Annotated in this window: 26 protein-coding genes; 14 read left to right on the forward strand and 12 right to left on the reverse strand. The window is 72.7% G+C overall.

Going from position 1 to position 26482, the window contains the following annotated elements:
* Nucleotides 1–172: 172 nt before the first annotated feature.
* The 4 genes from ACFVT2_RS25750 to glyA form a co-directional block, all read right to left on the reverse strand.
* Nucleotides 173–1087 (reverse strand): YihY/virulence factor BrkB family protein, encoded by a 915-nt coding sequence (locus ACFVT2_RS25750; protein WP_390021825.1) that lies wholly within the window; start codon nucleotides 1085–1087, stop codon nucleotides 173–175.
* 340 nt (nucleotides 1088–1427) lie between these two features.
* On the reverse strand, nucleotides 1428–2027 hold the full coding sequence (locus tag ACFVT2_RS25755) for a 2'-5' RNA ligase family protein (RefSeq protein WP_390021700.1): 600 nt from the start codon (nucleotides 2025–2027) through the stop codon (nucleotides 1428–1430).
* A 104-nt stretch (nucleotides 2028–2131) separates the two neighbouring features.
* Nucleotides 2132–3145 (reverse strand): tryptophan--tRNA ligase, encoded by a 1014-nt coding sequence (gene trpS, locus ACFVT2_RS25760; protein WP_390021702.1) that lies wholly within the window; start codon nucleotides 3143–3145, stop codon nucleotides 2132–2134.
* Between the two features lie 256 nt (nucleotides 3146–3401).
* Nucleotides 3402–4679 (reverse strand): serine hydroxymethyltransferase, encoded by a 1278-nt coding sequence (glyA, locus tag ACFVT2_RS25765; protein ID WP_390021704.1) that lies wholly within the window; start codon nucleotides 4677–4679, stop codon nucleotides 3402–3404.
* 363 nt (nucleotides 4680–5042) lie between these two features.
* On the opposite strand from glyA, the gene rocD reads away from it, so the two are divergent.
* Nucleotides 5043–6248, forward strand: a complete 1206-nt coding sequence (gene rocD, locus ACFVT2_RS25770; protein WP_390021705.1) for an ornithine--oxo-acid transaminase — start codon at nucleotides 5043–5045, stop codon at nucleotides 6246–6248.
* Nucleotides 6249–6355: 107 nt separating this feature from the next.
* On the forward strand, nucleotides 6356–7246 hold the full coding sequence (locus tag ACFVT2_RS25775; RefSeq protein ID WP_390021707.1) for a hypothetical protein: 891 nt from the start codon (nucleotides 6356–6358) through the stop codon (nucleotides 7244–7246).
* A gap of 115 nt (nucleotides 7247–7361) precedes the next feature.
* Here the strand turns inward: ACFVT2_RS25775 and ACFVT2_RS25780 are convergent, their stop codons facing one another.
* Entirely contained in the window at nucleotides 7362–8801 is a 1440-nt protein-coding gene (locus ACFVT2_RS25780) for a PLP-dependent aminotransferase family protein (protein ID WP_390021708.1), read from the reverse strand.
* A gap of 47 nt (nucleotides 8802–8848) precedes the next feature.
* Between ACFVT2_RS25780 and ACFVT2_RS25785 the strand changes: the two genes are divergently transcribed.
* The 7 genes from ACFVT2_RS25785 (at nucleotide 8849) to ACFVT2_RS25815 (ending at nucleotide 13959) form a co-directional block, all read left to right on the forward strand.
* Nucleotides 8849–9352, forward strand: a complete 504-nt coding sequence (locus ACFVT2_RS25785; protein ID WP_390021709.1) for a carboxymuconolactone decarboxylase family protein — start codon at nucleotides 8849–8851, stop codon at nucleotides 9350–9352.
* A gap of 5 nt (nucleotides 9353–9357) precedes the next feature.
* Entirely contained in the window at nucleotides 9358–9807 is a 450-nt protein-coding gene (locus tag ACFVT2_RS25790; protein WP_390021710.1) for a carboxymuconolactone decarboxylase family protein, read from the forward strand.
* Nucleotides 9804–10547, forward strand: a complete 744-nt coding sequence (locus ACFVT2_RS25795; protein WP_390021711.1) for an isocitrate lyase/phosphoenolpyruvate mutase family protein — start codon at nucleotides 9804–9806, stop codon at nucleotides 10545–10547. Before ACFVT2_RS25790 ends, ACFVT2_RS25795 begins: the two co-directional genes overlap by 4 nt.
* 95 nt (nucleotides 10548–10642) lie before the next feature.
* Nucleotides 10643–11401, forward strand: a complete 759-nt coding sequence (locus ACFVT2_RS25800; RefSeq protein ID WP_390021713.1) for a serine hydrolase — start codon at nucleotides 10643–10645, stop codon at nucleotides 11399–11401.
* A 167-nt stretch (nucleotides 11402–11568) separates the two neighbouring features.
* The gene (locus ACFVT2_RS25805) at nucleotides 11569–11880 is read left to right on the forward strand and encodes a hypothetical protein (RefSeq protein WP_390021714.1); all 312 of its coding nucleotides are present in this window, start codon (nucleotides 11569–11571) and stop codon (nucleotides 11878–11880) included.
* A gap of 62 nt (nucleotides 11881–11942) precedes the next feature.
* Entirely contained in the window at nucleotides 11943–13379 is a 1437-nt protein-coding gene (locus ACFVT2_RS25810; RefSeq protein ID WP_390021715.1) for a hypothetical protein, read from the forward strand.
* 70 nt (nucleotides 13380–13449) lie between these two features.
* Entirely contained in the window at nucleotides 13450–13959 is a 510-nt protein-coding gene (locus ACFVT2_RS25815) for an FBP domain-containing protein (protein ID WP_390021716.1), read from the forward strand.
* A gap of 103 nt (nucleotides 13960–14062) precedes the next feature.
* On the opposite strand, the gene ACFVT2_RS25820 is transcribed toward ACFVT2_RS25815, so the two are convergent.
* Nucleotides 14063–14884 carry an alpha/beta fold hydrolase gene (locus ACFVT2_RS25820; protein ID WP_390021717.1) on the reverse strand — a complete coding sequence of 274 codons (822 nt, stop codon included), beginning with the start codon at nucleotides 14882–14884 and terminating at the stop codon, nucleotides 14063–14065.
* A 74-nt stretch (nucleotides 14885–14958) separates the two neighbouring features.
* Here ACFVT2_RS25820 and ACFVT2_RS25825 point away from each other — a divergent pair, with 74 nt between their 5' ends.
* Nucleotides 14959–15396, forward strand: a complete 438-nt coding sequence (locus ACFVT2_RS25825) for a MerR family transcriptional regulator (protein WP_390021719.1) — start codon at nucleotides 14959–14961, stop codon at nucleotides 15394–15396.
* 152 nt (nucleotides 15397–15548) lie between these two features.
* Here the strand turns inward: ACFVT2_RS25825 and ACFVT2_RS25830 are convergent, their stop codons facing one another.
* From ACFVT2_RS25830 to ACFVT2_RS25850, 5 genes are all read right to left on the reverse strand, one after another.
* The gene (locus ACFVT2_RS25830; RefSeq protein WP_390021720.1) at nucleotides 15549–16322 is read right to left on the reverse strand and encodes a succinate dehydrogenase iron-sulfur subunit; all 774 of its coding nucleotides are present in this window, start codon (nucleotides 16320–16322) and stop codon (nucleotides 15549–15551) included.
* Entirely contained in the window at nucleotides 16322–18076 is a 1755-nt protein-coding gene (gene sdhA / locus ACFVT2_RS25835; RefSeq protein WP_390021722.1) for a succinate dehydrogenase flavoprotein subunit, read from the reverse strand. The genes ACFVT2_RS25830 and sdhA overlap by 1 nt, the downstream gene beginning before the upstream one ends.
* Before the next feature lie 31 nt (nucleotides 18077–18107).
* Nucleotides 18108–18587 carry a succinate dehydrogenase hydrophobic membrane anchor subunit gene (locus ACFVT2_RS25840; RefSeq protein WP_390021724.1) on the reverse strand — a complete coding sequence of 160 codons (480 nt, stop codon included), beginning with the start codon at nucleotides 18585–18587 and terminating at the stop codon, nucleotides 18108–18110.
* 6 nt (nucleotides 18588–18593) lie between these two features.
* The gene (sdhC, locus tag ACFVT2_RS25845) at nucleotides 18594–18974 is read right to left on the reverse strand and encodes a succinate dehydrogenase, cytochrome b556 subunit (RefSeq protein WP_016574684.1); all 381 of its coding nucleotides are present in this window, start codon (nucleotides 18972–18974) and stop codon (nucleotides 18594–18596) included.
* A 182-nt stretch (nucleotides 18975–19156) separates the two neighbouring features.
* The gene (locus ACFVT2_RS25850; protein ID WP_390021726.1) at nucleotides 19157–19924 is read right to left on the reverse strand and encodes a 2-oxo-4-hydroxy-4-carboxy-5-ureidoimidazoline decarboxylase; all 768 of its coding nucleotides are present in this window, start codon (nucleotides 19922–19924) and stop codon (nucleotides 19157–19159) included.
* 204 nt (nucleotides 19925–20128) lie between these two features.
* On the opposite strand from ACFVT2_RS25850, the gene ACFVT2_RS25855 reads away from it, so the two are divergent.
* The 3 genes from ACFVT2_RS25855 to ACFVT2_RS25865 all read left to right on the forward strand — a co-directional run bounded on the left by ACFVT2_RS25855 (nucleotide 20129) and on the right by ACFVT2_RS25865 (nucleotide 24143).
* A complete protein-coding gene (locus ACFVT2_RS25855) occupies nucleotides 20129–21838 on the forward strand; it encodes a glycoside hydrolase family 20 protein (protein WP_390021727.1) in 1710 nt (569 codons plus the stop codon).
* 521 nt (nucleotides 21839–22359) lie between these two features.
* Nucleotides 22360–23097: an RNA polymerase sigma factor gene (locus tag ACFVT2_RS25860; RefSeq protein WP_390021728.1), complete on the forward strand. Its 738-nt coding sequence runs from the start codon at nucleotides 22360–22362 to the stop codon at nucleotides 23095–23097.
* Entirely contained in the window at nucleotides 23097–24143 is a 1047-nt protein-coding gene (locus ACFVT2_RS25865) for a hypothetical protein (protein WP_390021730.1), read from the forward strand. Before ACFVT2_RS25860 ends, ACFVT2_RS25865 begins: the two co-directional genes overlap by 1 nt.
* Before the next feature lie 242 nt (nucleotides 24144–24385).
* Here the strand turns inward: ACFVT2_RS25865 and ACFVT2_RS25870 are convergent, their stop codons facing one another.
* Nucleotides 24386–24688 (reverse strand): peptidoglycan-binding protein, encoded by a 303-nt coding sequence (locus ACFVT2_RS25870; protein ID WP_390021731.1) that lies wholly within the window; start codon nucleotides 24686–24688, stop codon nucleotides 24386–24388.
* Nucleotides 24689–24824: 136 nt separating this feature from the next.
* Here ACFVT2_RS25870 and ACFVT2_RS25875 point away from each other — a divergent pair, with 136 nt between their 5' ends.
* Nucleotides 24825–26405 carry a methylmalonyl-CoA mutase gene (locus ACFVT2_RS25875; RefSeq protein WP_390021732.1) on the forward strand — a complete coding sequence of 527 codons (1581 nt, stop codon included), beginning with the start codon at nucleotides 24825–24827 and terminating at the stop codon, nucleotides 26403–26405.
* Nucleotides 26406–26482: the final 77 nt, after the last annotated feature.

Genomic DNA, 26482 nt, shown 5'->3' on the forward strand with positions numbered 1-26482 from the left:
GTGCTCAACCCCTGGGGACCCGACAACGACTTCTACCTGGCGCTGGTGTTGGCCGCGGACGCCGTCCTCGATGTCGGCTGCGGCAGTCACGCTGCGGTGGCCGTCATGCCTCGGTGGCCGTCATGCTGCGGTGGTCGTCACGTCCCGGTGGCCGTGACGCTTTCGGTGGTTGTCACGTCCCGGCGGTGGGCGCGGGCTCGGTCCGGGGGGTGGCCGTCCCCTGGGTGGTCGTCCGCTGAGTGGCCGTCCAGGCCGCGCAGAAGACCAGCAGCTTCGCGGTGAAGTTGATCCACAGCAGCAGCGCGATCGGGGTGCCGAACGCGCCGTACATGTTGCGCGCGGCGACGCCCCGTAGATAGCCGCTGAGCAGCAGTTTCAGCAGTTCGAAGCCGATCGCGCCGATGAGCGAGGCGGTGACCGGGGCGCGCCGCGGCGGGTGGGCGCCGGCGAGCTTGGTCAGCACGTAGGCCAGCATCACGAAGTCGGCGAGCACCGCGATGCAGAACCCGGCGACGGTGAGCAGGATGCTGGCCGCGCCGCCCTCGGGCAGCCCGATCTCCTTCGCGGCCCAGCCGACCGCCGCCGAGGCGAACGTCGAGCAGCCCACCGAGACCAGGGCGACCCCGCCGAGGCCGAGCAGCAGCCCGCCGTCGCGGACCTTGCCGAGCAGGAAGTTGGTGTCGTCCTCGGGCGCCTCCCAGACGGCCCGTAGGCAGTCGCGCAGGGACTGCACCCAGCCGATGCCGGTGAACAGCAGCACGGCACCGGCGATCAGGCCGACCGTGCCGGCGTTGTTGACCAGCGCGGCGAGGTCGAGTTGGGCGGAGATGCCGGGGACCTGCTCGGCGAGTTTGGCCTCCAGCGTGCGCAGTTGGGCGTCGCCGATGGTGGCGGCGACGATCGCGGCGGCGACGGTCAGCAGCGGGAAGAGCGCGATGAAGCTGGTGAAGGTGATGGCCGCGGCCAGCCGGGTCCAGTGGACCCGGAGCATCCGATCGAAGCTGCGCCACAGGTGGGTGGTGAGCACCCAGCGGACGGCGGGGGCGAGCCGGGGGCCGACGACCGGCAGCCCGGGGATCCAGCCCAACGGACCGCCCTCGGCGGCCTTGTCCTGCTGCCCGGCCGGCTCCTGGGCCTGTTCCTCGGTGCGCTTCTTGGTCCGCTTCTCGGCCCGCTTCTTGGCCTCGCCGTTGCCCTTGCGCTCGTTCGGGTTGTCGTTCTCGTGCTCGTTCTTGGGTGTGCCCGCGTCGTCCCCGTCGTCCCGAGTGCCCCGTCCACCCGTCATCCCCGTACCGCCCTCCCGTGCCGGCTGCCCCGGTTGATCCGGAACATTAGCTTCCGGCTACCCCGGAAGCCGGCAATCACCCGGCGCACCGGGCACGTGTGTGACGGCGGTAGAGGGGGCGGTGCCTCAGTAGGACGGTGTCTCAGTAGGACGCGGCCGGCGGCCGGGACAGCTCGGCGGCCTCGGCGGCCTGCCGGGGCAGCGTCACCGACGCGCTCCCGGCCCCGAACGGATACTCCCGCTCCAGCTGCCAGACCTCGTCGTCGCCCTTCTCGTAGAGCGCGAAGCCGCCGACCGTCCAGGCGGCCGAGAAGTCCGCCAGCTCCGTCTGGGCACGGTCCATCGCCGCCTCGTCGATGCCGTGCGCGACGGTCACGTGCGGGTGGTACGGGAACTGAAGCTCGCGGGCGCACGGCCCGGACACGGCGCGGACCCGCTCCTGGAGGACGGCGCAGCCGCGGGCGCCCTCGACGACCTTGACGAAGACCACCGGCGAAAGCGGACGGAAGGTGCCGGTGCCCGCCAGGTGGAGCGCGAAGGGCCGGCAGCCGGCGGCGACCTCGGCGAGATGCCGCTCGATGTCGGGCAGCGCCGCGGCGTCCACCTCGGTCGGCGGGAGGAGGGTGATGTGGGTGGGGATGCCGCGGGCGGCCGGGTCCCCGAAGCCCTCGCGCCTCCGCTGGAGGAAGCTGCCGTGCGGCTCCGGGACCGCGAGCGAAACACCGAGCGTTACGGTCCCCACTGCGTTCTCCCTCCTGACGTGTGTGCGCGCGCCGCGTGGGCGCGCACCCTTCTCAGTGTGCCGGGACGGACCCTGACGGGCACGTCCCGGCCTTCCGCGGACGGTCAGAGCTTGGCCGGCAGGAACCCGAGCCGGTCGTAGGCGGTGGCCAGCGTCTCGGCCGCCACCGCGCGGGCCTTCTCGGCGCCCTTGGCCAGGATCGTGTCCAGCGTCTCCGGGTCGTCGAGGTATTCCTGCGTACGGGTCCGGAACGGTGTGACGAAGTCGACCATCACCCCGGCCAGGTCGGTCTTGAGCGCGCCGTACATCTTGCCCTCGTAGGAGCGCTCCAGCGACGGGATGTCCTCGCCGGTGAGGGTGGACAGGATGGTGAGGAGGTTGCTGACGCCGGGCTTGGCCTCGCGGTCGAAGCGGATCACCGTGTCGGTGTCCGTCACGGCGCTCTTGATCTTCTTCGCGGTGGCCTTGGGGTCGTCGAGGAGGTCGATGATGCCCTTGGGCGAGGACGCCGACTTGCTCATCTTGATCGACGGGTCCTGAAGATCGAAGATCTTCGCCGTCTCCTTGACGATGTACGGGTTCGGGATGGTGAAGGTGTCGCCGTACCGGGTGTTGAAGCGGTCCGCGAGGTCGCGGGTCAGCTCCAGGTGCTGGCGCTGGTCCTCACCGACGGGGACCTGGTCGGCCTGGTAGAGCAGGATGTCGGCGACCATCAGGACGGGGTAGGTGAACAGGCCGACCGTCGTCCGGTCCGTGCCCTGCTTCGCGGACTTGTCCTTGAACTGCGTCATCCGAGACGCCTCACCGAAGCCGGTGACGCAGTTCATGACCCAGGCGAGCTGGGCGTGCTCGGGCACGTGGCTCTGCACGAAGAGCGTGCAGCGCTCCGGGTCGAGGCCGGCGGCCAGCAGCTGGGCGGCGGCGACCCGGGTGTTGCGGCGCAGCTCCGCGGGGTCCTGCGGGACGGTGATCGCGTGCAGGTCGACCACCATGTAGAAGGCGTCGTGGGATTCCTGCAACGCCACCCACTGGCGCACCGCACCGAGGTAGTTGCCGAGGTGGAAGGAGCCGGCGGTGGGCTGGATACCGGAGAGCACACGAGGACGTTCGAGAGCCATGGCATGCATTCTCTCAGGTCCGCGGGGAGCCCGGGCGTGGAGGCCCGCAGGGGGTGGCCGAACACATCCCGTAGGGGATGGCAAGGCCCCCTGCGGGGCCACAACGTGGGGGTGGCGGGGGAAATTCCCCGGGCCCCGGCAAGGGCGCCCCGAGGGTCGGTCGGGCGTCCCAAGGGTCGGCAGGGCGTCCCGAGGGTCGGTCGGGCGTCCCAAGGGTCGGCAGGGCGTCCCGAGGATCGGTCGGCCGTCCCGCCGCTCAGTCGCTGAGGGGCAGACCCGGTGCCGGGTGGGCGGACATCAGCTCCGCCACCTCCTTGCGGATCCCCGTCAGCGCCTCCTCGTCGCCGCTGCCCGCGGCCCGTACGCCCCGGTCGATCCACTCCGCGACCTTCGTCATGTCCGCCGTCCCCAGCCCCCGCGAGGTCAGCGACGGGGTGCCGATCCGGATGCCGGACGGGTCGAACGGCTTGCGCGGGTCGAACGGCACGGTGTTGTAGTTCACCACGATCCCGGCCCGGTCCAGGGCCTTGGCGGCGACCTTTCCGGGCACGTCCTTCGAGGTCAGGTCGATCAGCACCAGGTGGTTGTCGGTGCCGCCGGAGACCAGGTCGAAACCGCGCGTCAGCAGCGCCTCGGCGAGCGCCTTGGCGTTGGCTACGACGGCGTGCGCGTACTCCCGGAAGGACGGCGCGGACGCCTCGCGCAGCGCCACCGCGATGGCGGCCGTGGTGTGGTTGTGCGGGCCGCCCTGGAGGCCCGGGAAGACCGCCTTGTCGATCGCCTTGGCGTGCGTGGCGCGGGACATCAGCATGGCGCCGCGCGGACCGCGCAGCGTCTTGTGGGTGGTGGTCGCCACGACGTCGGCGTGCGGCACGGGGGAGGGGTGCGCGCCGCCCGCCACCAGGCCCGCGATGTGCGCGATGTCCGCGACGAGGACCGCGTCGACCTCCCGCGCGATCTCGCCGAAGGCGGCGAAGTCGATGGTCCGCGGGACGGCCGTACCGCCACAGAAGATGATCTTCGGGCGCTCCTTCAGGGCCAGGTCGCGCACCTGGTCGAAGTCGATCCGCCCGGTGTCGGCCCGGACGCCGTACTGCACCCCGTTGAACCACGTCCCGGTCGCCGAGACGCCCCAGCCGTGCGTGAGGTGCCCGCCCATCGGCAGCGACATGCCCAGCACGGTGTCGCCGGGGGAGGCGAAGGCGAGGTACACGGCGAGGTTGGCCGGCGAGCCGGAGTACGGCTGCACGTTGGCGTGCTCGACGCCGAAGAGGGCCTTGGCGCGCTCGACGGCCAGGGTCTCCACGAGGTCGATGTTCTGCTGGCCCTCGTAGTAGCGGCGGCCCGGGTAGCCCTCGCTGTACTTGTTCTGGAGGACCGTTCCGGTGGCCTCCAGGACGGCGGCGGAGACGTAGTTCTCGCTGGGGATCAGCCGCAGGGTGTCGGCCTGGAGCTGCTCCTCGGCGCCGACCAGCGCGGCGAGTTCGGGGTCGGTGGCGTGCAGGGCGGGATGGGTGGTGGGCTGTGCCGTCATGGCGTCCTCCGGGGCGATCGATCGATGGTCGGTCGTGGTCCCGGGGTACCCAGGCGGGCGGCACCTCGTAGGCGTGTGGCCACGCACCGCTCCCTCGGGGTCCGTTCCCCGTACGCCAGTCGCGGCTGCGCACCGGAAGTCTAGGGCCTGCCGCGCCGCCGGGCGCTGGGAGCGGTCCGGCGCCGGCCGGAGGGGCCGCTCGGGGGGCTCCGGCGGACCGTGCCGGCGCGCGCCCTGCGGTGCCGGTGCCCCGGCGTGAGAATGAGGGCAGACCGCGAGAAGAGGCCGGAGTGCACGACGGCGGGGGCCGGCAATCGCCACCCGGTCGGACCGGGTGGTCCGACCCGCCGGACGGAGTCACCCGTGACATCCACGGAAACGTTCATCGCCGCCGCCGAGGCCCACAGCGCGCACAACTACCATCCGCTCCCCGTCGTCGTGGCCACCGCCGAGGGCGCCTGGATGACCGACGTGACCGGCCGCCGCTACCTGGACCTGCTCGCCGGGTACTCCGCCCTCAACTTCGGCCACCGCAACCGCCGCCTGCTGAACGCGGCCCGGGCCCAGCTGGAGCGGGTCACCCTGACCTCCCGGGCGTTCCACCACGACCGCTTCGCGGACTTCTGCACCCAACTCGCCGACCTGTGCGGGATGGAACTCGTCCTGCCCATGAACACCGGCGCCGAGGCGGTGGAGACCGCGGTCAAGACGGCCCGCAAGTGGGGCTACCAGGTCAAGGGCGTCCCCGACGGCCGGGCCCGGATCGTCGTCGCGGAGAACAACTTCCACGGCCGGACCACCACCATCGTCTCCTTCTCCACCGACCCCGAGGCCCGCGCCGACTTCGGCCCGTTCACCCCCGGCTTCACCGTCGTCCCCTACGGCGACCTGGCCGCCCTGGACGCCGCCGTCGACGCGGACACCGTCGCCGTGCTGCTGGAGCCGATCCAGGGCGAGGCCGGCGTCCTGGTGCCGCCGCCCGGCTACCTGGCCGGCGTACGCGAGCTGACCCGGGCCCGGAACGTGCTCTTCATCGCCGACGAGATCCAGTCCGGGCTGGGCCGCACGGGCGCCACCTTCGCCTGCGAGCAGGAGGGTGTGGTGCCCGACGTGTACGTCCTGGGCAAGGCGCTGGGCGGCGGGGTGGTGCCGGTGTCCGCGGTGGTGTCGTCCCGCGAGGTGCTGGGCGTCTTCCGCCCCGGCGAGCACGGCTCGACCTTCGGCGGCAACCCGCTGGCCTGCGCGGTCGGCCTGGAGGTCATCGCGATCCTGCGCACCGGCGAGTACCAGCGGCGGGCCGCCGAACTCGGCGACCACCTGCACCGCGCACTGGCGCCGCTGGTGGGCGGCGGCGCGGTGGACGCGGTCCGCGGCCGCGGCCTGTGGGCCGGCATCGACGTCAACCCCTCCCGCGGCGACGGCCGGGCCGTCTCGGAACGGCTGCTGGACCGCGGCGTACTGGTCAAGGACACCCACGGCGCGACGATCCGGATCGCCCCGCCCCTGGTGATCAGCAAGGAGGACCTGGACTGGGGCCTGGACCAACTCCGCGAGGCGCTGGGCGCGTAACGCCCGCCCCGCCGTCCCGGCCGCCCCCTCCCGTCCTGGCTGCCTCTCCGTCCCGGCCCGCGGGAAGCCCCTGCCACGCGGCGCGCGGTCCCCGTACAGTCGAGCCCATGCTGCTCGGGATGATCTGCGCCCTCGCGTCCGCGGTGTGCTTCGGTACCGCCTCCGTCTTCCAGGCCGTGGCGGCCCGGGACACCACGGCCGGCACCGGGTCCGGCGTCGACGCCCGACTGCTGCTGCGGGTGCTGACGCAGTGGCGGTACCTGCTCGGGCTGGCGCTGGACGGACTGGGGTTCCTGCTGGAACTGGTGGCACTCCGCTCGCTGCCGATCTACACGGTCGGCGCGGCACTGGCGGCCACCCTCGCGGTGACCGCGGTGGTCGCCGCGCCCGTCCTGGGCACCCGCCTCCAGCGCGCCGAATGGCTCGCCGTCGCGGTGGTCTGCGGCGGGCTGGGCCTGCTGGCGCTGTCCTCCGGTACCGAAGGACACCGCGCCGGCACCCCCGCACTGCGGATCGGGGTGCTGGTCTTCGCGGTCGCCGTGCTCGCCGTCGGCGCCCTGGCCGGCCGGCTCCCGGATCGCGCCCGCGCCGCCGCCCTCGGCCTCGGCTCGGGCTTCGGCTTCGGCGTCGTCGAGGTCGCGGTGCGGCTCATCGACGGGTTCGGGCCGGCCGACCTGCTCACCAACCCCGCCACCTACGCGCTGCTCATCGGCGGGGCCGCCGCCTTCCTGCTGCTGACCTCCGCCTTCCAGCGCGGCTCGGTCACCACCGCCACCGCCGGCATGGTGATCGGCGAGACCCTCGGCCCGGCCCTGGTCGGCGTCGCCTGGCTCGGCGACCGCACCCGCGAGGGCCTGGCCCCGCTGACCGTCGCCGGTTTCGCGCTGGCCGTCGCGGGCGCGCTGGCCCTGGCCCGGTTCGGCGAGGCGCCGGCCGCGCACACCGACGCGCCGGCGGCCGAACCCGGCCCCGCAGCGGTGGCCGCGGAACGCCCCTGACGCGCCCCGCCGGGCGCCCGGCGCGCCGGCCGCGGCGCCCGACCCGCGACTCCGGGCCGTCGGCGGGGTGCGGCGCGTCCTCGTCGGCCGCGCCGGCCCCGCCCGGCCCGCCGCGTCAGTCCCCCGGCGGCAGCGCCCGCAGCAGGGCGTCCAGGACGGCCGCGAAGGAGTGGTCCGGCGGGCGGCCGTAGGCGATGACCAGGGCGTCGCGGGCGACCGCGGGGGCCGCCGGGTCGGTGAACTCCCGCAGGCCGTGCACCGCCAGCCCCTGCCACAGCGCGGCCTGGACGATGGACTGCTCGGTGCCGGGCGGGAGTTCCAGCACCGCGTGCAGTCCGGCGGCGATCCCCGAGACGTGCACATGCGGCGCGGCCTCGGCCAGCGCCGCCACCAACTGGTCGCGCCGCCGCCGGTAGCGCAGCCGCATCCCGCGCAGATGCCGGTCGTACGCCCCCGACGACAGGAACTCGGCCAGGGTGAGCTGGTCCAGCGACCCGGACTGCCACTCGCCGGTCGCCTTGATCTCCAACACCCGGTCGATCAGCCGGTCCGGCACCACCATCCAGGCCAGCCGCAGCGCCGGGGCCAGGCTCTTGCTCGCGGTGCCGAGGTAGACGACGTGATCGGGGTCCAGCCCCTGGAGGGCCCCGACCGGCTGCCGGTCGTAGCGGAGCTCGCCGTCGTAGTCGTCCTCCAGGATGTAACTCCCTGTGGCACGCGCCCAGTTGACCGCCGCGGCCCGCCGGTCCGGGTGCAGCGGGACGCCGGTGGGGAACTGGTGCGCGGGGGTGAACAGGGCCGCCCGTAGGTGGTCCAGGCCCGCCAGTCGGCCGGTGTCCGCGCCGTGGGCGTCGACCGGGAGCGGGACGGTGCCGAGCCCGGCGCGGGTGATGACGTCGCGGTGGAAGTGCAGCCCGTAGGACTCGGTGGCGATCCGGCCGGGGGCGCCGCCGCGGGACTTCAGCGCCCGGCTCAGCAGCCCCAGCCCCTGCATGAACCCCGCACAGATCACGATCCGGTCCGGATCGGCCCGTACGCCCCGCGCCCGGGCGAGGTAGTCGGCGAGCACTGCGCGCAGCTCGGGCCGGCCGGCCGGGGTGCCGTACCCGAACGCCTCGCTGGGCGCCGCGGTCAGCGCCCGGCGGGCCGCCGCCAGCCAGGCGGTGCGGGGGAAGGACGAGACGTCCGGGGTGCCGGGGGTGAGGTCGAAGCGCGGCCCGGCGGCGGCCGGCGACGGCGGGCCCGGGGTGCGCCGGGGCGCCGTGGCGCGCGGCAGGACGCGCTCGGCGACCTCGGTGCCGGAGCCTTGTCGGGCGCAGAGCCAGCCCTCGGCGACCAGCTCCGCGTAGGCGTCGGCGACGGTGTTGCGGGCGATGCCGAGGTCGGTGGCGAGTGACCGGGAGGACGGCAGCCGGGTGCCGGGGGTCAGCCGCCCGGACCGTACGGCGTCGCGCAGTGCGGTCATCAGGGCGACCCGCAGCCCGCCCGGACCGTCCAGGTCCAGGTGCAGGTCCCGCCCGAGATCCCGTCCGAAAGTGGCCCGCGATTTCTCCATGGAAGTGGACCATACCGGTGCGCCACTCACCCCGTAGCGTCAAGGGCATGACGAACGCGACGACACCCACCGCAGGACAGCAGGCCCCGGCCGCCGCCGGTCACCAGCACGGCCCCCGGATGCGCTGGGCCAAGCTCGCCCCCGAGGTCTACAAGGCCATGATCGGGCTGGACGCGGCCGCCAAGAAGGGCCTCGACCCGACCCTGATCGAACTGGTCAACATCCGTGCCTCGCAGCTCAACCGGTGCGCCTTCTGCCTCCACATGCACACCAACGACGCCCGCAAGGCCGGCGAGAGCGAGGAGCGCCTCGCCCTCCTGGCCGCCTGGGAGGAGGCCGTCGGCTTCTTCACCGACCGGGAGCGCGCCGCCCTGGCCCTGACCGAGGCGATCACCGTCCTCACCGACGGTTTCGTCCCCGACGCCGTCTACGCGCAGGCCGAGGCCGCCTTCGAGGAGGCCGAACTGGCCCAGCTGATCGCCCTGATCACCACCATCAACGCGTGGAACCGGTTCGGCGTGACCACCCGCCTCGTCCCGGGGCAGGTGTGAGCGCGATGACCCACCGCATGAAGTTCTGGGGCCGGGTCCCCGCCTTCTTCCAGGCCCAGCTCAAGCTCACCATGGCCGCCAAGAAGGGCCTGGGCGACGCCGTGCTGGCGGAGCTGGTCGTACTGCGCGCCTCCCAGCTCAACAAGTGCGCGTTCTGCGTCGACATGCACGTCACCAACCTCCGCGAGGCCGGCGTCGAGCAGCGGCGGATCGACCTGCTGCCGGCCTGGGAGGAGGCCGGCGACCTCTACTCCGAGCGGGAGCGGGCGGCCCTGGCCTTCACCGAGGCGGTCACCGTGCTGACCGTGGGTTCCGTCCCGGACGCGGTCTACGAACGGGCCGCCGCCCAGTTCAGCGAGGTCGAACTCGCCCACCTGCTGGCCGTGATCGTCGCCATCAACAACTGGAACCGGGTCAACGTCACGGTCCGCCAGCCCCCGGGGTCGGAGCTGTGACCGCCACCGCCCCCGCGGCGACGCTGCGCGCCCTGCACCACGGCCGCCGGCCGGGCGACCCGCTGATCCTCCCCAACGTCTGGGACGCCGCCTCCGCCCGGGTCTTCGCCGACGCCGGCTTCCCGGCGCTGGCCACCCCCAGCATGGGCATCGCGGCGTCCCTGGGGTACGCGGACGGCGAGACCCCGGCCGACGAGATGTTCGCGGCCGTCGCCCGGATCGTGCGGGCCGTGGACGTCCCGGTGACGGCGGATGTGGAGGCCGGGTACGGGCTGTCCGCCAAGGAACTGGTCGGCCGGCTCGCCGAGGCCGGCGCGGTCGGCTGCAACCTGGAGGACTCCGACCACGCCACCGGCACCCTCCGCGACCCGCGGGAGCAGGCCGACCGGCTGGCCGACGTACGGGCCGAGGCGGGCGACGCGCTGGTCATCAACGCCCGGATCGACACCTTCCTGCGCGGTACGCCGGGCCTCGACGCGGCCCTGGAGCGGGCCCGCCACTACACCGAGGCCGGCGTCGACTGCCTCTACCCGATCTTCGCCCCGCCCGAGCTGCTGCCCGAACTGGCCGCCGCGGTCGCCCTCCCGCTCAACGCCCTGGCGAGGACCGGCGGCCCGTCCCCGCGCGAACTGGGCGCCCTGGGCGCGACCCGGATCACCTTCGGCGGCGGCCTCCAGCACGAGGCGATGACGGCCCTGGCGGCGGTCGCGGAACGGCTGCGGACCGAGGGCGCCAACTGACGGGGCATCAGCTGTGCCGGCGGGGCCGGGCTCGCGCGGGGCGCACGGGGACGTTCGCGCCCGGGCTCGGCCGCCCCGCCGCCCTACGATGAGCCATGCTTTCCGTCGCCGTAGCCCCCTGGCAGCGCCCCCCGGTGATCCTGCGGAACGCCGACGTCCCGCACTACGCGGCCAGCACCATGAAGGTCGCCGTGCTCGCCGCCGTCCACCGCAGCGGACTCGACCTCGACCGGGAGGTCCCGGTCGTCAACGACTTCCCCTCGGCGGTCGGCGGCAGCTACGCCCACTCCCGGGCCGACGACGGCGACCCGGAGCCCTGGGAGCTGCTGGGCCGCACCGCGCCGCTTCGCTGGCTCGCCGACCGGATGGTCAGCCACTCCTCCAACCTGGCCAGCAGCCTCTGCCTGGCCGCGGTGGGCCCGGCCGCGGTGGCCGAGGTGTGGCGGCGGGCCGGGGCGTCCGCCGCCTCCGGTAGCCCGCGCGGGATCGAGGACGCCCCGGCCCGCGCCGCCGGCCTCACCAACCGCGTCACCGCCCACGACCTGGTCCGGCTGCTGACGTCGCTGGAACCGGAGGTCCTGGCCCGGCTGGAACACAACGCGCACCGCGTCGACCTGGCCGCCGGCCTACCGCCCGGCACCCGGCTGGCCAGCAAGAACGGCTGGATCACGGGGGTGCGGCACGGCGTCGCCGTCGTCCACCCGCACGACGCCCCGCCCTACGTCCTCGCCGTCTGCTACACCGGCCCGCTCGCAGGCGGCCAGGACGTCGACGACCCCGCGGCCCGGCTGCTGGCCGCCATCTCGTCCCGCGTCTGGGACTGCCGTCACCGTCTCGCACCCCACCGCGCCTGACGCACCGTCATATTTCTTTTCCCTTTACCGAATTGCCTGCTCCAGGCCGTACGGGTCACGCTAGAAGCCGCTCCGTTGCGGGTATCAGGAGAACGGACGTACGGGCAGCCCGGTGGGCTTGATAGCTTGGTGGTCAAGGCCCGCGGGGGAACGGGGAGAAGCGGTACATGGCCGAGCAATTCAGGGTTGACCTGGAAGAGCTGGACGTCGTCGTGCGACAGCTGCGACATCTACAGCGCGATATGGACGACCCCAGTCAGACCGTCAAATACAGCACGTCGATCCCGAAGTCGGCATTCGGGGTCGACTTCGTCGAGGCCGGCAAGCTCGCCGGCGCCCACGACGGCATGCAGACGTACCTGGCGGACGTGCTCGGCGCACTCCAGGACCTCCTCGGCACCTTCGGCGAGAAGACGGAGGCCAGCCGCGGCGCCTACGAGGACGAGGAGCACGCGGCCCGGCAGCCGAGGCACGACTGACGGGTCCACCGCCCGACACCGGGCGGGCATGACGACGGCGAGGACGAGGGAGGGGGACCGGTATGACGGAGGCCGGACAGGAGCACGACGGCTCCAAGGAGATGGAGCGTCGGAGGGCCGAGCAGGAGCGGGCGGAACAGCTGAAGTCGCTCAAAGGACACCGGCTGACCCCGCGGTCCCCCTCCGACTTCCAGAAGCACGACCTGGCCGCGCTCCGGTCGATGATCGAGCACGCCAGCCCCGAGACGATCGAGACCTCCGGCCGGCACTGGCGGGCCTCCGCCGACCAGCTGGGCGGCCACGACGGCCACGGCGGGCTCCGCAAGGCGTTCAAGGACGCTGTGGACCACGCCGCGGCGCACTGGGAGGGCACGGCGGCCCAGGCGTTCCGCCGGGAGGCCGCCAAGGTGCTGTCGAAGCTCGACCGCAGCTACCAGCACGCCAGGAACGTCGAGTCCACCCTGATCGGTTCGCGCGCCTCGGGCCCGGAGGTCGGCGTCGCGCACAACCTCCGCGAGGCCAAGAAGGCCATGGTGACGCTCCAGCTCGCCGGGGGCGCCCCCGACCCGGTGGCGCCCACCGGCGACGAGAGCCAGTTCAAGCGGGACATGGCCAACCCCAAGCTGGACGCCCGGATGGCGCTGGAGCTCAACCGCGGCAACCTCCCGCCCAGCAAGGTGCGCCAGATCGAGGCCGTCGTCGTGATGGACGAACTGGCCGCCCACTACGAAGCGCAGGGGAAGCGGCTCCGGGAGGGCACCGGACCCGGTATCGCCGGGGACTGGCCGGTCGCCCCGACCAGCAGCCCGGCCCCGCCACCGGTGAACGCCGCGGTGACCGGCGGCCCCCAGCCGCACCACCCGCCCACGGCCAAGCAGCCCAACGGCGCGGGCGGCGGCGCGGTCCCAGCCGGCTTCGACAGCCCCCGGGCCGACCGGCCGGTGACCACCGGACTGGAGAGCCTGGGCGGCGGCACCCTCGCCGCGCCCCCCGCCGGCCACACCGTCAGCAGCGCGACGCCGTCCGGCGGCCAGGGCGGCCCCGCCCCCGCGGGCGGCGGCTTCCCGGGCGGCACGGCCATGCCCGGCGTCATCGGTGTGACGGGCGGCGGGATGCCCGCCGGCGGCACGCGCAGTCCGGCACGCGGCTCCGGCGGGCCGCGCCGCAGCGCCAACGGCGGGTCGGGCAACCCCGACGCGGTCGCCGCCCGCGCGGCCCTGCCGCCCCGCACCCCCGGCGCCCCGGTCGCGCGGCCGACCGGCCCGGCGACCGGCCCGGCCGGCGGTAACCGCCAGGGCGGCGCCGGACTCCACCGCAGCCGCGGCGGCGCCCGGGCCACCCCGGCGGACCCGACGGCCGGCCAGGAGAAGGGCAAGAAGGGCGCCCAGGCCGACAAGGGCGGTCGGGGCCGCCCCGGAGCCCAACGGTCCCGGTACCTCGACGAGGACGAGGACACCTCGCCCCCGCGGCGGGAGATCCCGCCGTCCGTGATCGAGTGAGGCACCGCGGGGACGGGGCGCGGGAAAACCAGACGACGCGCCCCGCCACCCGCTGTTAGCGTCCGGAATCATGGATCCGGTTGCTGAGAAACAGATACGCGCGTCCTTCGTGAACTGCTCCAAGGGGGAGGCGAGCCGGCTCCACCTCCCCGCGGGACTGGCCGAACTGCCGTGGGCGCACCTCGACTTCCTGGGGTGGCGCGACCCGGGCGCACCGGACCGCAGCTACCTGGTCGCCCCGCGGGACGGCGGCCTGATGGGCGTGACCCTCCGGGTGCCGCAGGGCGTGCGGCGCAGCTTCACCAAGACGACGGTCTGCTCGGTCTGCCTGACCGGGCACCCGGGCTCCGGGGTCAGCCTGCTCGCCGCCCGCCGCGCCGGGCCCGCGGGCCGGCAGGGCAACACCGTCGGCACCTACCTGTGCGCCGACCTCGCCTGCTCCCTCTACGTCCGCGGCCGCAAGACGTCCCAACTCGCCGGCCGGCACGAGGAGACCCTCCCGCTGGACGACCGGATCGCGCGCACCGTGCGGAATCTGCACGCCTTCCTCGACAAGGTGCTGGAGGGCGAGCCGGCCTGAGACGACGGCCCCGGTGGCGGACCAGGCGACGGACCCGATCGCGGACCCGCCCGGCCGGCTGCCGCCCCCGCCGGCTGCCGCCCTCCGGGCCGGGCCCGGCCGGTCACAGCCCCCGCGCGGCCAGGAACTCCCCGATCAACGCCAGCCACTCCGCGTTCCGCTCGACCATCGGCAGGTGCCCGGTGGCGATCTCCGCGTACTCCGCGCCCGGGATGTGCTCCGCCAGATAGCGGGAGTTGGCCGGGGCCAGCAGCGCGTCCAGGGTGGTGGCGATGACCAGCGTCGGGACCGCGAGGCCCGGCAGGTCGGCGGTGGTGTCCACGGCCTTGACCAGGGCCGCCTGCTCCGCCGAGCCGACCGGCGGCAGCGTCGGGTCCGGGTCCAGGACGGCCGCCAACTCATCCGGCGACAGTGCGTTGAAGCGCTCCGCCGACAGCCCGCTGAGCGCCCGCACCTGGGCGAAGCCCTGGTAGTCGCCGCGGTCCAGAAGTCGCAGCCACAGGTCCAGCCAGACCTGCGCACGGGCGTCCGCCTTGGCGAGCCCGGCGGTCAGGACCAGCCCGCGCACCCGCTCCGGATGGCGGGCCGCGGCCCGTACGGCCACCGTGGTCCCCAACGAGAAGCCGATCACGGTGAAGGTCTCCGACCCGGCCGCGACGGCCTCGGCGACCAGCGCGTCGGCCAGTGCGTCCAGCTCCAACGGGCCGGTGGCGCGCGGGGAGTCCCCCGAACCGGGGTAGTCGGGAGCCACCACCCGGTGGCCGGTGGCGGTCAGGGCCGGTATCAGCGTGCCGTAGTTGTCCCGGACGCTGCCGGTCGCGCCGTGCGCCAGCAGGACGCCGGGCCCGCCGGCCGGGCCGGCGACGGTGGTGGAGAGCGGCGGAAGGGAAACGGACGGGGTCTGCGCTACGGGAATCTGCGTCATGCCCACGAGGTTGCCGTCTGACACCGGTGTCAAGGTCAAGCCGGGACGGGGAGACATGGGGAGAGGAGCATCACATGGGGGACGCGGCACGGACGGACCCGGGCCCGGCAGGCCGGATGCGGATCGGCGAACTGGCCCGCCGCGCAGGCGTCAGCGCCCGCGTCCTGCGCTACTACGAGCAGCGCGGTCTGCTCTGCGCCGGGCGCGACGCCAACGGCTACCGCACCTACGACACCGACGCCGTCGAGACCGTCACCCGCATCCGCGAACTGCTCGCCACCGGTCTGAACACCGAGTCCATCCGCGACCTGCTGCCCTGCGCCCAGGGCGGCCCCGGGCTGAACCCGTGCACGTTCTCGTGCGGCGTGGTGGAGCGGCAGATGGCCCAACTCGACGCGGAGATAGCCGAGTTGCAGCAGCGCCGGGCGGCCCTGGGCGCCTACGCCCAGGTCATGCGGGAACGGCGCGCCCAGGACGAGGCACTGGCCGCGATGGCCCTGCGCTCGGGCTGAGCGGCACCGGGCGCGGGAACGACGAAGGCCCCGCCTCCGTAGGAGGAGGCGAGGCCCATGCCCACCAGTACAGCAACCATCAATTGAGGCACCTGTACGGCGGGCAACCGACTCCGCGAAAGCGGCGCCGGCTTAGGCGCGAAGAGGCGCGCTCAGAACCGCCGGGTGATCAAGGCCCGCTTGACCTCCTGGATCGCCTTGGTGACCTCGATACCGCGCGGGCAGGCGTCGGTGCAGTTGAAGGTCGTCCGGCAGCGCCAGACGCCGTCCTTGTCGTTGAGGATCTCCAGCCGCTGCTCGCCGCCCTCGTCACGCGAGTCGAAGATGAAGCGGTGCGCGTTGACGATCGCCGCCGGGCCGAAGTACTGGCCGTCGTTCCAGAACACGGGGCACGAGCTGGTGCACGCCGCGCACAGGATGCACTTGGTGGTGTCGTCGAAGCGCTCGCGGTCCTCGGAGGACTGGAGGCGCTCGCGGGTCGGCTCGTTGCCGGTGGTGATCAGGAACGGCATCACGTCCCGGTACGCCTGGAAGAAGGGGTCCATGTCGACGACGAGGTCCTTCAGCACCGTCAGGCCCTTGATGGCCTCGACGGTGATCGGCTTCTCCGGGTTGATGTCCTTGATCAGCGTCTTGCAGGCGAGCCGGTTGCGACCGTTGATCCGCATGGCGTCCGAGCCGCAGATGCCGTGGGCGCAGGAGCGGCGGAAGGTCAGCGAACCGTCCTGGTCCCACTTGATCTTGTGGAGGGCGTCCAGGACGCGCTCCTTGGGATCGATCTCCAGCTGGAAGTCCTGCCAGCTGGCCTCCTCGGAGACCTCCGGGTTGAACCGACGGATCCGGAAGGTGACGCTGATCAGGTGCGACGCGTCGTTCTCGGCCGCGTCCAGAGCCGCGGAGTGCTTGTCGAGAGTGGGGGTGCTCATCAGTACTTACGCTCCATCGGCTGGTAGCGGGTCTGCACGACCGGCTTGTAGTCGAGGCGGATCGACTCGGAGCCGTCTGCGCCCACCTCGCGGTACGCCATGGTGTGCCGCATGAAGTTGACGTCGTCGCGGTTGGGGTAGTCCTCGCGGTAGTGACCGCCGCGGGACTCCTTGCGGGCCAGTGCCGACACCGCCATGACCTCGGCCAGGTCGAGCAGGTTGCCCAGCTCGATGGCCTCCAGCAGGTCGGTGTTGAAGCGCCTGCCCTTGTCCTGGATGGACACGTTGCGGTAGCGCTCGCGCAGCTCGCCGATCTTCTCGACCGCGGTCTTGATGGTCTGCTCGGTGCGGAAGACCATGACGTTGGCGTCCATGGTCTCCTGGAGCTCGTTGCGCAGCACGGCCACCCGCTCGCCGCCGGTGGCGTTGCGCAGCCGCTCGACCTGCTCGACGACCAGCGACGCCGGGTCCTCGGGCAGCTCGACGTAGTCCGCGGTGGCGGAGTACTCCGCCGCGGCGATGCCGGCCCGACGCCCGAAGACGTTGATGTCCAGCAGCGAGTTGGTGCCCAGGCGGTTGGCGCCGTGCACGGAGACGCAGGCGACCTCGCCGGCGGCGAACAGGCCCGGCACGACGGTGGTGTTGTCGACCAGCACCTCACCCTCGACGTTGGTCGGGATGCCGCCCATGGCGTAGTGCGCGGTCGGCTGGATCGGGATCGGGTCCGTGTAGGGCTCGATGCCGAGGTACGTCCGCGCGAACTCGGTGATGTCCGGGAGCTTGGCGTCCAGCTGCTCCGGCGGCAGGTGGGTCAGGTCCAGGTAGACGTGGTCGCCCTCGGGACCGCAGCCGCGGCCCTCGCGGATCTCCGTGTAGATGGAGCGGGAGACGACGTCACGCGAGGCGAGGTCCTTCATGACGGGCGCGTACTTCTCCATGAAGCGCTCGCCGTCCTTGTTGCGGAGGATGCCGCCCTCACCACGGGCGCCCTCCGTCAGCAGGATGCCCATCCGCCAGATGCCCGTCGGGTGGAACTGGAAGAACTCCATGTCCTCCAGCGGCAGCCCGCGGCGGTAGACGGCGGCCTGGCCGTCACCGGTCAGCGTGTGGGCGTTCGACGTCACCTTGAAGAACTTGCCGGTGCCGCCGGAGGCGTAGATGACCGACTTGGCCTGGAAGACGTGGATCTCGCCGGTGGCCAGCTCGTAGGCGACCACACCGGCCGACTTCTTGACGCCGTCGACCTCGGTGATCAGCTGGTCCAGGACGTAGAACTCGTTGAAGAACTCCACGCCCTCCTTGACGCAGTTTTGGTACAGCGTCTGGAGGATCATGTGGCCGGTGCGGTCCGCGGCGTAGCAGGACCGGCGGACCGGGGCCTCACCGTGGTTGCGGGAGTGCCCGCCGAACCGGCGCTGGTCGATCCGGCCCTCCGGCGTGCGGTTGAAGGGCAGGCCCATCTTCTCCAGGTCGAGGACCGAGTCGATGGCCTCCTTCGCCAGGATCTCGGCGGCGTCCTGGTCGACCAGGTAGTCACCGCCCTTGACCGTGTCGAAGGTGTGCCACTCCCAGTTGTCGTCCTCGACGTTGGCGAGGGCCGCCGCCATGCCGCCCTGGGCGGCACCGGTGTGGGAGCGGGTGGGGTAGAGCTTCGTCAGGACCGCGGTCCGGCTGCGCTTGGTCGCCTCGATGGCGGCACGCATGCCGGCGCCGCCGGCGCCGACGATGACGGTGTCGTACTTGTGGATCTGCATGGGTGGATACCTCAGTCCCTCAGCCCGGGGCCTAGCGGATGTTCGGGTCGAAGGTGAAGATCACCAGCGTGCCCAGAAGGACGGTGAACACCGTGGCGGTGTAGAGGAGCATCTTCAGCCAGAAGCGGGTGTTGTCCCGCTGCGCGTAGTCGTTGATGACGGTACGCAGGCCGTTGGCTCCGTGCAGCATGGCCAGCCACAGCATCAGCAGGTCCCAGACCTGCCAGAAGGGCGAGGCCCAGCGGCCGGCGACGAAGGCGAAGCCGATCTTGGAGACGCCGCCGTCGAGCACCAGCTGGATCAGCAGGTGGCCGAGGACCAGGACGACCAGGACGATGCCGGACAGCCGCATGAACAGCCAGCCGTACAGCTCGAAGTTGGTACGGGTCGACTTGGGGGTCTTCCCGGTGCGCTTGCGGGGCGCTTCGATGACCGGTGCCGGGTTGTCCGCGTCGTAGAGCGCGACGTTCTCCGCGGCGGTGGCGCCCGCGGTGGTGGATTCAGCAGACATCTCGCGTCAGCTCCCGAACAGCGTGCGCAGCGTGTGCTGCAGCACGGGGTAGAAGGCGCCGGCCATCAGCACGACCCAGACGCCGACAACGGTCCAGAGCATCTGCTTCTGGTACTTCGGGCCCTTGGACCAGAAGTCCACCGCGATGACTCGCAGGCCGTTGAGCGCGTGGAAGAGGATGGCGGCCACCAGGCCGTACTCCATCACGTTGACGATGGGCGTCTTGTAGGTCGCCACGACGTTGTCGTACGCGTCGGGGGAGACACGAACGAGAGCGGTGTCGAGGACGTGTACGAACAGGAAGAAGAAGATGAGGACGCCAGTGACTCGATGAGCCACCCAGGACCACATGCCTTCCCGGCCGCGGTACAGCGTTCCAGCCGGCACGGAAGAACCCTCCGGGAGCGGGGATTAGGGCCGCGCCGGCTTCTCTGTCGGTCGGGCCCGGCCGGGTACGGTCCACCGGCCGCTCGTCATCGTATCGACGAGCTGTCGGTTCCTCGCGCGGGGGTCCTTAGGTGTGATCAAACAGGCACCAACGGGCTATCACACAAGCACGAACCGACCCATCAGGGACAAGTCACCGCGAGTTGTCCCAGTCTGACGCGGGCCAGCCGTCGTAAGTGGTCCGCGGCGACCGACCGCTCCTCGTCCGGTTCGTGCGCCAAACGGGTGCGGATGGCGTGCAGGGTCTGGTCCATCAGCTCGTCGTCGCGGTAGCCGTCCAGGCAGATCACGAAGGCGTGCCGGAAGCGGACTTCGTATGCGGCGTGGGCGGCGCGCAGTGCGGTGTGGGCGGCGAGGGTGCCGGGGCCGGGGCGGGCCGGCGGCAGCGGTGCGGGCGCCTCCTGGGTCAGCGCCTCGGCCTGTTCGGTCGGAGTGAGGTCGTAGCCGGCCTCGTCGCCGGCGGCCAGCAGGGACTCCGGGTCCGGGTAGGGGCGGTGGGCGGCGATCCGCTCGGCCCAGCGGAGGCAACCGCAGCAGGTCAGCAGGGTGGCGACGGCCCGGTCGCGGGGGAGGGTGTTGAAGCGGTCGAGGCCGGCCGTCGACGGCGGGGTGAGCCGGTTCTGCCAAGGTATGCCGCACCGCGGAGCGGGCGGGCGGGGCCGCGCCGGCGGACGGGCGGCCGGAGTGTCACCGGACAGCGTGGGCTCCTCGGGCGGACGGGATCGGGCCGGAACGGGTGAGGGGGATGAGGCGGACGAGAAGGGGCGGGGGTGCGTGCGGAGGTGGCGGGTGGGTGGTGGGCGGCTGGCGGAAACCGAGCGGCGGGTGGGGCGAAACGGATGAAAAGTCTGATACGTACGGAATATGAGGCAGAAGTGGTGATACGTCACATGAGGTGGCACCCGGCGGATTTCCAGCGGTCCACGCGCCCCGGAAGGGAGTGAGCGACGGCGAGGCCACGCTAACGACGCTCGCCGGCCACTGTCCGACGGATGCGCGATTTTCACCCGGATGAGAGAGCTTTCGCGCGCTCGGTGGACGACCTGTCTCGCACTCCTGGCAATACCTTCGCCCCGAAAAGTGAGGATTGCACGATGTCGAACCCGATGCGGCCGCCGCGTTTCCCGCGGCCCTCGGCCTCCCCACGGCCCCCGCTCCAGGCCGCGCCGGCCGCCGGCCCGGCGGCCCGCCGTGCGCTGTTGGCCGCCCCGGTACTGGCCGGTGCGCTGGTGCTCGGCGGCTGCGCGCAAGGGGCCGATTCCCAGCCCCCGGGGGCCGCTCCCAGCTCCTCCAGCCCCGCCGCACCCATCCCCAGCTGGGCCAAGGTGATCGGCCCGCCGCACATCGTGCCGGCCGTACGGGACTTCCGCCCGGCGGACGGAAACGGCTGGCGGCCGACCAAGGGCGCCCGGGTCGTGGTACCGGCCGGGGAGAAGAGCACCGTCGCCGATGAAGCGCAACTCATGGCCAAGGATCTCGGCGGGCTGGCGGTGGTGTGGGGAAAGCAGGACGTCCGGCCCGGTGACATCGAGGTGAAGCTCAGCGGTTCGGCCGGTGCCAACCGCCCCGACAACGCCCCGCCCGGCAGCACCGCCGACGAGTCCTACACCCTGACCGCCCGCGGCGGCCGGCTCACCCTCACGGCCCCCACCGACACCGGGATCTTCAACGGCACCCGCACCGTCAAACAGGCCGTCCACAATGCCGGCGGCCTCCCCGAGGGCACCATCGAGGACCGCCCGGACCGCCCCGAGCGCGGCATGCTGCTCGACAACGCCCGCAAGCCGTTCACCGCGGACTGGATCGAGGCCCGCATCCGGCAGCTCGCCGACCTCAAGCTCAACCAGCTCCAACTGCACTTCTCCGACGACCAGGGCTTCCGCATCCAGAGCGACAGCCACCCCGAGATCGTCTCGGCCGACCACCTGACCAAGGCCCAGGTCCGCCACCTGATCAAGGTCGGACAGAGCCTGCACGTCGCCCTCGTCCCGGAGATCGACTCACCCGGCCACCTCGGCGCCGTCCTCGACCAGCACCCCGACCTCCAGCTGCGCAACGCCTCCGGCAAGGTGCTCCGCGGCGCCATCGACATCTCCAACCCCCGGGCCGGCGCGCTGATCGACTCGCTGCTGAAGGAGTTCGGGCAGCTCTTCCCCGGCCCGTACTGGCACCTGGGCGGCGACGAGTACCAGGCGCTGACGGCCTCGAACCCCGAGGCGTCCTACCCGCAGCTGGCCAAGGCCGCCCGGGACAAGTACGGCTCCGGCGCCACCATCAAGGACCTGGCGACCGGCTGGCTGAACGACCGGCAGAAGACCGTGGAGGCCGCCGGCAAGACCCGGATCGAAGCCTGGAACGACGGTTTCTTCGCCGGCGGGACGGTGGCCGCGGACAAGAACCGCAGGGTCGCCTACTGGACCGGCAAGGAGATCGGCGCCCGCGACCCCGCCGAGTTCCTCCGCGAGGGCCGCACGGTGCTCAACCTCAACGACGAGTACCTCTACTACGTGCTCGGCGAGCCCAACAACTTCACGTACCCGACCGGCGAGCGGATCTACAAGAGCTGGACCCCGCGGGTGCTGCGGGGCACCTCGCCGGTGAACGTACCGGAGAGCCAGACCGGGGCCGACCGCATCCCGGGCGCGCGGTTCGCGATCTGGTGCGACCGCGCACAGGCGCAGACCGCGCAGCAGATCGCGGCCGGCATCAAGCTGCCGCTCGCGGCGCTGGCGCAGAAGACCTGGGACCCGCGGAACCCCGCGCTGTCCTGGACGGACTTCAAGGCGCTGGCAAACCGGCTCTGAGCGGCCGGGCGGGAGAAATGCGAGAGACGGCCGGGGCCGCCACCCCCCACAGGAGAGGCCCCGGCCGTCGCTCACGAGGAGCCCGAGACGGGCTCCTAATCGATACAGCGCCAGCGGGCCCGAAAGCGTCACACGGGGTACGGGCGGCGGCACGGCCAGTGGTCTGGACGCGGGCCGGGCAGGGCCCGTAACGTGCCGGAATGCGCCGGCGGGCAGGCCGCTCGCGGGGGGTCCGGCGACCGGAAGAGCAGCTGGTTACCGGGGAGTTCGGTGGGAAGCGTGGGCACGTCGTACCGGTGCGCCGCCCGTCCCAAGAGGTGGCCCGGGTGCCAGGCACCGGGTCTCACCCGTTACGGTCAGCAGGAACGGCCGGACGGCCCACCGCCGACGCAGCGGAGGAACGGACCGGCCGCCGCGGTGACCACGGCGGGCCAGACGACCAACCAGCAGCGAAGAAACAGCGACAGCGCGAAGCGGCAAGGACCGGGCGGCGGACATTCAGCGTGCGACAGGATGGACCCGTGCGAGGGGACGACATTCAGCCGGACGACGGACGGCTGACGGTTGCCGTGCAGGCGGCGCAGGACGGCGACGAGGCGGCGTTCCGGCTCGTCTACCGCGCCATACAGCCCCGCCTCCTCGGCTACGTCCGGACCCTGGTGGGCGAAGCGGACGCCGAGGACGTGGCGTCCGAGTCGTGGCTCCAGATCACCCGCGACCTTGACCGCTTCAGCGGCGACGCGGACCGCTTCCGCGGCTGGACCGCCCGGATCGCCCGTAACCGGGCGCTGGACCACATCCGGATGCGCGGCCGCCGCCCGGCCGTCGGGGGCGACGAGAGCGAACTCACCGACACCCCCGCCGCCTCCGACACCGCGGGCGAGGCGCTGGAGGCCCTGGGCACCGGCCACACCTTCCGCCTGATAGGCCGGCTCCCGCAGGACCAGGCCGAGGCGGTGACCCTGCGGGTGGTCGTCGGCCTGGACGCCAAGAGCGCGGCACAGGTCCTGGGCAAGCGGCCCGGCGCGGTGCGCACCGCCGCCCACCGCGGTCTGAAGAAGCTGGCCGAACTCCTCACCGAGGACGGTGGTGGGGACGAGGGCGACGGGGTACCCCGAGGGCTGTCCGCCGGTCCGGGCACGGGCGGTGGCACAGTCGGTGAGCTGCCCGTACAGGACCGAAGACACCCTGACGGTGTGGCGGATTCGTACGTACCAGGTGTGACGGAAACGGCCGCACGAACGCAGAAGGACATGTGATGGCCGACGACCGGTATAGCTGGCTCGACAAGGACGCCGCGGAGCGACTGCTGCGTGGTGAGCCGGCCGGTTCCCAGGTCGGTGACGGCGCACGCGAACTCGAACACCTGCTGAAGGCCGCCGCGGCGGCCGGTTCCGACCGGCCCGAAACCGTCGCGTTGCCCGGCGAGGAGGCCGCGCTGGCCGCCTTCCGGCAGGCCCACCACGGTCCCGGCGCCCACCCGCGCGAAGCCGTCCGCGGCGCCGCACTGTCCACCGTGCGTGCCGGCCGCGGCAGCCGCGTCGCCGAACGCAACGGGCTCGCCCGCCCCTTCAGACGCGGCTTCGCGGTCGCCCTCGCGGTCTGCGCGATCGGCGGTATCGCGGTCGCCGCCGGTACCGGCGTCCTGCCCACGCCGTTCCGGGGCGGCGAGCCGCAGCCCGGGGCCAGCGTCTCGGCCGCCGAGACGCCCAGCATCTTCGAGACCCAGGAGCCCGCCACCACCACCGGCGAGACCGGTCGGACCCCGGCCACCCCGCCGGACGGGCGGACCACCTCCCCCGGCGCCAGCCCCACCCCTGGCAGCGGCCACGGCACCACCCCCGCGCCCGGCGCCCAGACGCCCGGCACTCCCGGCGACGACGGCCAGTCGCCGTCGGACCCCGACGGCAAGAACAAGAAGCGGCTGCTGCTGGCGCTCTGCAAGGATTACGAATCCGGCAAGCGCGGCGACCTGGACCGCGACACCCTGCGGCGCCTCGAATCCAAGGCCGGTGGCCCGGAGAAGGTGCACGCCTTCTGTCGCCAGTACCTCTCCCAGGCGGGACAGCAGGGCGGCGGCTCGGGTGACAACGATGGCGGAGGCGACGGCCAGGGCGGCGGCGGCCAGGGCGGGGACGGTGGCAACGGCGGAGGCGGCCACAACGGTGGCGGCAGCGGCGACGAGGAGGGCGACCCGTCCGGCTCGCCCGGCCCGAGCACCCCGCCCGCCAGCACCACCCCCGCACCGACCCCCAGCACACCCGTGCCGACCCCAACCGGAACCCTTCCCACCGGTCCGGTGTGACGTTTTTTGACGCCGTGACGCTGTAAGAAATGAGCCGACTGGTCATCGGCGGCGCAAGAGCCAGGGTTCCCCCCGTACCCGTGGCTCAGCGCACCTGGCGCGGGCGGGGCACGTTCCCCCGGCCCTGCCCGCGCCCCCCCTCTTTGCGCCTAAGCCGGCGCCCCCCCTCTTTGCGCCTAAGCCGGCGCGCGCTCTCGCGGATGTGGTTGCGGTGGGTGGGGGTTGCTCAATTTTCGCTTTGGTCAGGGAATTCTTTGGTGGTGCAGGTCGCTGGCCGTTGGCTTTCTGGTGCGTGAGGTGAGGGCCGCGCGGTCTGCCGTTGTGAAAGTGCCGGTTGGAGGGAGGCCGGCCTGGTGTTGGAACGTGCGGACGGCCGTTGCGGTCTCGGTGGCGTAGTGGCCGGTGGGAGTGTGCTGGAAGACGCCCAGTTGGGCCAGGCGGGCCTGGAGGTCGCGGACGGCGGGGCCGTGCGCGCCGGGCGCCAGCAGGGGAGTGGCCTTCGCCGGGTGGCAGGCCGTCGCCAACGTCAGCACGGCCAGTGCCACCGCTGCCGCCGGTCCCCTTCTCCCGCTTCTTCGCACGACCCACCCCTTTCCCAACGGTGCGGTGGGGCGAACCTCCAGGCATGCTGTGAAGGCGGTGCAAACCTTCACTGTTCACCTGTTTGGAGGCGTAGCGGACATGGTGCGGTACAGCGAGAGCGGGCTGCCCATCGAGCCGGTGTACGGGCCGGCGGGGCTGGCGGGGTGGGACCCGGACGCCGAGCTGGGTGAGCCGGGCGGGTACCCGTACACCCGGGGGGTCTACCCGACCATGTACACCGGGCGGGCCTGGACGATGCGGCAGTACGCCGGGTTCGGGACGGCGCGGGAGTCCAATGCGCGCTACCGGCAACTGATCGAGCACGGGACGACCGGACTGTCGGTCGCCTTCGACCTGCCGACGCAGATGGGCCACGACTCCGACACCCCGATCGCGGCCGGCGAGGTGGGCAAGGTCGGCGTGGCGATCGACTCCGTCGAGGACATGGAGACGCTGTTCGGCGGCATCCCGCTGGGGGCGGTCTCGACGTCGATGACCATCAACGCGCCGGCCGCCGTGCTGCTGCTGATGTACCAACTCGTGGGCGAGCAACAGGGGGTGGCGGGACATCAGCTCAACGGCACGGTGCAGAACGACGTGCTGAAGGAGTACATCGCGCGGGGCACGTACATCTACCCGCCGCAGCCGTCGCTCCGGCTGACCGCGGACATCTTCCGCTACTGCCGCGCCGAGATCCCCCGCTGGAACACCATCTCGATCTCCGGCTACCACATGGCGGAGGCCGGCGCCTCGCCCGCCCAGGAAATCGCCTTCACGCTGGCCAACGGCATCGCCTACGTCCGCACCGCGCTCGCCGCCGGCATGGACGTCGACGACTTCGCGCCCCGGCTGTCGTTCTTCTTCGTCGCCCGCACCACGCTGCTGGAGGAGGTCGCCAAGTTCCGCGCCGCGCGGCGGATCTGGGCGCGGCTGATGCGGGAGGAATTCGGGGCGCACGACCCCAGGTCGCAGATGCTGCGGTTCCACACGCAGACTGCGGGGGTGCAACTGACCGCCCAGCAGCCGGAGGTGAACCTCGCCCGGGTGACCGTGCAGGGGCTGGCGGCGGTGCTCGGCGGGACCCAGTCGCTGCACACCAACTCCTTCGACGAGGCGATCGCGCTGCCCACCGAGAAGGCGGCCCGACTCGCCCTGCGGACGCAGCAGGTGCTCGCCCACGAGACCGACGTCACCGCCACCGTCGACCCGTTCGCCGGCTCGTACGCCGTCGAGTCGCTGACGGACGCCGTCGAGGAGGCGGCGCTGGCGCTGATGACGCGGGTGGCGGACCTGGGCGGTGCGGTCGCCGCCATCGAACGGGGCTTCCAGAAGGACGAGATCGAGCGCAACGCCTACCGGATCGCCCAGGAGACCGACGCCGGCCAACGGGTGGTGGTCGGCGTCAACCGCTTCCGCACCGACGAGGAGGAGCCCTACGAGCCACTGCGGGTGGACCCCGCCATCGAGGCGCAGCAGGCCGAGCGGCTGGCGCGGCTGCGCGCCCGCCGCAACCAGAACGCGGTCACCGCGGCGCTCGGCACGCTCCGGAAGGCCGCCGAGGGCCCGGACAACGTGCTCTACCCGATGCGGGAGGCGCTGCGCGCCCGGGCGACGCTCGGCGAGGTGTCCGACGCGCTGCGCGAGGTGTGGGGGACGTACGTGCCGACGGACGCGTTCTGAGGCCGTGACGGATGTCGGGTCGGTGCCCGGATCGGGTGCCGGGTGCGGTGCCCGGAACGCGTCCGCCACACTGGAGG

Source organism: Streptomyces sp. NPDC058000, from assembly GCF_042886435.1.
Lineage (GTDB): Bacteria > Actinomycetota > Actinomycetes > Streptomycetales > Streptomycetaceae > Streptomyces.

Excerpts from the sequence above, each read along its gene's own strand:
- trpS (WP_390021702.1), bottom strand. The coding sequence starts at position 3,145 with ATGGCTCTCGAACGTCCTCGTGTGCTCTCCGGTATCCAGCCCACCGCC.
- glyA (WP_390021704.1), bottom strand. The coding sequence starts at position 4,679 with ATGACGGCACAGCCCACCACCCATCCCGCCCTGCACGCCACCGACCCC.
- ACFVT2_RS25775 (WP_390021707.1), top strand. The coding sequence starts at position 6,356 with ATGCTGCTCGGGATGATCTGCGCCCTCGCGTCCGCGGTGTGCTTCGGT.
- ACFVT2_RS25780 (WP_390021708.1), bottom strand. The coding sequence starts at position 8,801 with ATGGAGAAATCGCGGGCCACTTTCGGACGGGATCTCGGGCGGGACCTG.
- ACFVT2_RS25785 (WP_390021709.1), top strand. The coding sequence starts at position 8,849 with ATGACGAACGCGACGACACCCACCGCAGGACAGCAGGCCCCGGCCGCC.
- ACFVT2_RS25790 (WP_390021710.1), top strand. The coding sequence starts at position 9,358 with ATGACCCACCGCATGAAGTTCTGGGGCCGGGTCCCCGCCTTCTTCCAG.
- ACFVT2_RS25800 (WP_390021713.1), top strand. The coding sequence starts at position 10,643 with ATGCTTTCCGTCGCCGTAGCCCCCTGGCAGCGCCCCCCGGTGATCCTG.
- ACFVT2_RS25805 (WP_390021714.1), top strand. The coding sequence starts at position 11,569 with ATGGCCGAGCAATTCAGGGTTGACCTGGAAGAGCTGGACGTCGTCGTG.
- ACFVT2_RS25810 (WP_390021715.1), top strand. The coding sequence starts at position 11,943 with ATGACGGAGGCCGGACAGGAGCACGACGGCTCCAAGGAGATGGAGCGT.
- ACFVT2_RS25815 (WP_390021716.1), top strand. The coding sequence starts at position 13,450 with ATGGATCCGGTTGCTGAGAAACAGATACGCGCGTCCTTCGTGAACTGC.
- ACFVT2_RS25820 (WP_390021717.1), bottom strand. The coding sequence starts at position 14,884 with ATGACGCAGATTCCCGTAGCGCAGACCCCGTCCGTTTCCCTTCCGCCG.
- ACFVT2_RS25825 (WP_390021719.1), top strand. The coding sequence starts at position 14,959 with ATGGGGGACGCGGCACGGACGGACCCGGGCCCGGCAGGCCGGATGCGG.
- ACFVT2_RS25830 (WP_390021720.1), bottom strand. The coding sequence starts at position 16,322 with ATGAGCACCCCCACTCTCGACAAGCACTCCGCGGCTCTGGACGCGGCC.
- sdhA (WP_390021722.1), bottom strand. The coding sequence starts at position 18,076 with ATGCAGATCCACAAGTACGACACCGTCATCGTCGGCGCCGGCGGCGCC.
- ACFVT2_RS25840 (WP_390021724.1), bottom strand. The coding sequence starts at position 18,587 with ATGTCTGCTGAATCCACCACCGCGGGCGCCACCGCCGCGGAGAACGTC.
- ACFVT2_RS25855 (WP_390021727.1), top strand. The coding sequence starts at position 20,129 with ATGTCGAACCCGATGCGGCCGCCGCGTTTCCCGCGGCCCTCGGCCTCC.
- ACFVT2_RS25865 (WP_390021730.1), top strand. The coding sequence starts at position 23,097 with ATGGCCGACGACCGGTATAGCTGGCTCGACAAGGACGCCGCGGAGCGA.
- ACFVT2_RS25875 (WP_390021732.1), top strand. The coding sequence starts at position 24,825 with ATGGTGCGGTACAGCGAGAGCGGGCTGCCCATCGAGCCGGTGTACGGG.